Genomic DNA, 2,983 nt, shown 5'->3' on the forward strand with positions numbered 1-2,983 from the left:
CGATGTCTCCACAGCGGCCCGACCCGACATTTCCGGACCCGTCACCGGCGCATCTGTGATCAAACGTTTCCTCTCACGCGGTGAAGGACCGCGTGGGGTCGACACGAAGTGAAGCCCAACGTCGGGTTAGCCAATCATCCGCCCGAGAGCGGACGGGCAGAAAACCTGAAGAGTTTCGGGCGCCGTCAGGCGTACGAAAGTCTTGGAAGAACGAACCCGCGGGATGGCGGGCGCAGAGTTATGGGGATTTTGGCAGACCGTCGTCCCCAGCGAGGGACGGAAGGCGCGTGATTACCAGCGCCTGGGTGCCTGAGCGCTCCTGGATTGCTCGGTCTCCGGTGTTTGCCGGAGCGCGACAGGGTCGGGCGACAGCGTTTGTGAAGACCATTCTGGCGTTCGGCACGCGGAGAGGCGTGCCCCGAGGTGCGCCTCCTCGGATGTGTGGTGGTGCCAGGCCATGCCGGGTCATGGCGTACACGCCCGGTTCGGCGCGGGGCTGAACGGCGGCCCACGCGGCTGGTACCAGCCTGCGAAGGAGCCGACGGTTCTCATGGGACCGCCGCAGCGGGGGCAAGGCGGTCGAGCGTCGGTCGCAGCGTCTCGGGTGTCCGGTTCAGGGTCGGTGGATCGCGGCGGGGCCGGTGTGCCGAGGATCGTGCGGATGTGGGCCAGAGCGTCCTTCCGGTTCGAGCCGGCGAGGAAGCCGTAGTGCCGGATGCGGTGGAAGCCGCGCGGCAGGACATGGAGGAGGAAGCGCCGGATGAACTCCGTGGCGGACAGGGTCATGACCCGCGCCTGCCCGGCCTCGGGGCGGCGGTAGTCCTTGACGCGGAGGCTGACGTTTTGCCCATCGAAGGCAAGGATGCGCCGGCTGGAGATGGCCACGCGGTGGGTGTAGCGCGACAGATAGGCGAGGACGGCCTTCGGTCCGGCGAAGGGCGGTTTGGCGTAGACGACCCAACGCTTCCTGCGCACCGGGGCGAGCGCGCGGACGAAGGCCTTGGCGTCGGAGAGTGGGGCCAGGGTGCCGAAGAAGACGAGCGTTCCGGCCTCGTGGAGGGCGGCGAGCCCTTCGAGGAACAGGCGGCGGAACAGCATGCCCAGCACCCGTACCGGCAGGAGGAAGGCAGGGCGTGACGAGACCCAGCGGGTCCCGTCCGACGAGCGGCCGCCGCCGGGCACGATCATGTGGAGATGGGGATGGTGGGTCATGGCCGAGCCCCAGGTGTGGAGCACGGCGGTGAAGCCGATGCGGGCACCGAGGTTGCTTCGGGTCGGCGGCGATCCGCGTCAGGGTCGCGCTCGCGGCCCGGAACAGCAGATCGTAGACGGCGGCCTTGTTCTGGAAGGCGATGGCGGCGATCTCGGCGGGCAGGGTGAAGACGACATGGAAGTAGCCGACCGGGAGAAGGTCGGCCTCGCGCGCGGCGAGCCAGTCGCGCGCCGCCGCGCCCTGGCAGCGTGGGCAGTGCCGGTTGCGGCAGGAGTTGTAGGCGACGCGCAGGTGGCCGCACGCGTCGCAGCCCTCGACATGCCCGCCGAGGCTGGCCGTGCGGCACTGCTCGATCGCCGCCATCACCTTCAGCGCGGCCAGGTCCAGGTGCCCAGCCCCATCGGCGCGATAGGCGGGCCCGGCGGCACGAAAGACGTCGGCCAGCTCGATCGCGGCGGGCATCGCCTCAACCCGGTGCGGGTCCCTCCCCATGGAACAGGGCGAGCCTGTCGAGGGGGCTCGTCACGGCCCGCACCGTCCGCGTGGCGACCTTGGCGTAGAGCGCCGTCGTGTCGAGCCGGGCGTGTCCCAGCAGCACCTGGATGACGCGGATGTCGACACCGTCCTCCAGGAGGTGGGTGGCGAAGGAGTGGCGCAGGGTATGGGGACCGACACGCTTGGGGATCCCAGCCGACCGGGCCGCCTCCACCACGATGCGGTGAAGCTGGCGCGTGCTGATCGGCCGTTCCCAGTCCTGTCCGGGAAACAGCCAACCCTCGCGATGCAGGACGCCCTGCCGGTGTCCCTCAGTCCACCAGCGCCGCAGGAGACCCAGGAGATCGGCGGACAGCATCGCGTTGCGGTCGCGGCCGCCTTTGCCGCGCTCGACCCGCAGGAGCATGCGCGTCGAATCGACGTCCGCGATCTTGAGCGCCGCGACTTCGGCCACCCGCAGTCCCGCGCCATAGGCCACCGACAGGGCCGCCAGATGCTTGAGGCAGACCGTGGCGCCGAGCAGCCGCCCCACCTCCTCGGCGCTCAGGACGTCGGGCAGCGGGCGCGGATGGTTGAGGCGGACCAGCCTGCGAGCGAGATCCGGCCGCTCGATCGTATGGACGAAGAAGAAGCGCAGGGCCGAGACGATGGCATTCATCGTCGGCACCCCGAGGCCGACCTCCTGCTGCGCGATCTGGAAACGGCGCAGGTCGTCGACGGTCGCCGTGTCGGGCGAGCGCCGCAGGAAGGTCGCCAGACGCCCGACGTCGCGGATGTCGTTGCGCTGCGTCTCACGGGAGAACCGGCGCAGGGTCATGTCGTCGACGAGGCGTTGGCGCAGCGAGCCGACGGCAGCGGCGGGAACGGCAAGGATGGTCATGGGATGGCTCCACTCGGATGAACGGAGCCACGATCGTCCGCCCAGGCCAGGCGACGCTCAATCAGCGCAGGGCGCTCGTCTCAATCCGCAAACCTCGAAGCTGCCACCCATCCCGCGTAAGCGGGTTCGTTCATTCCACCCTTCTTGGACCTTCCCCATCATGGGCGTGCCATTCGTATAATGCACAGTATGGAAGGCGTTATAGAATACTCTCAGAGTCAAATTCGGGCCTTCAAATATTTTTGGATGCCCTAAGATTTCCGAGACTAATTATACCGCCCCTAGGCAGTGTGCTGATTACTTCCGATGGGCGAGTCCTACGGTTCCAAGAGGTTTCCGAGACCCAGGACGCGGGCCATATGCTCAATGTGTGCGATGGCCTTGAGGCACCTGCG

Annotated in this window: 1 protein-coding gene and 1 pseudogene; both read right to left on the bottom strand. The window is 68.0% G+C overall.

What is annotated here, in order from left to right:
* Positions 1–465: 465 nt before the first annotated feature.
* Positions 466–1,675: pseudogene (locus JWQ05_RS00005) on the bottom strand (IS91 family transposase).
* Between the two features lie 4 nt (positions 1,676–1,679).
* Positions 1,680–2,588 (bottom strand): tyrosine-type recombinase/integrase, encoded by a 909-nt coding sequence (locus JWQ05_RS00010; protein WP_299652567.1) that lies wholly within the window; start codon positions 2,586–2,588, stop codon positions 1,680–1,682.
* Positions 2,589–2,983 lie beyond the last annotated feature (395 nt).

The sequence above is a fragment of the Methylobacterium sp. genome, from assembly GCF_028290105.1.
Lineage (GTDB): Bacteria > Pseudomonadota > Alphaproteobacteria > Rhizobiales > Beijerinckiaceae > Methylobacterium.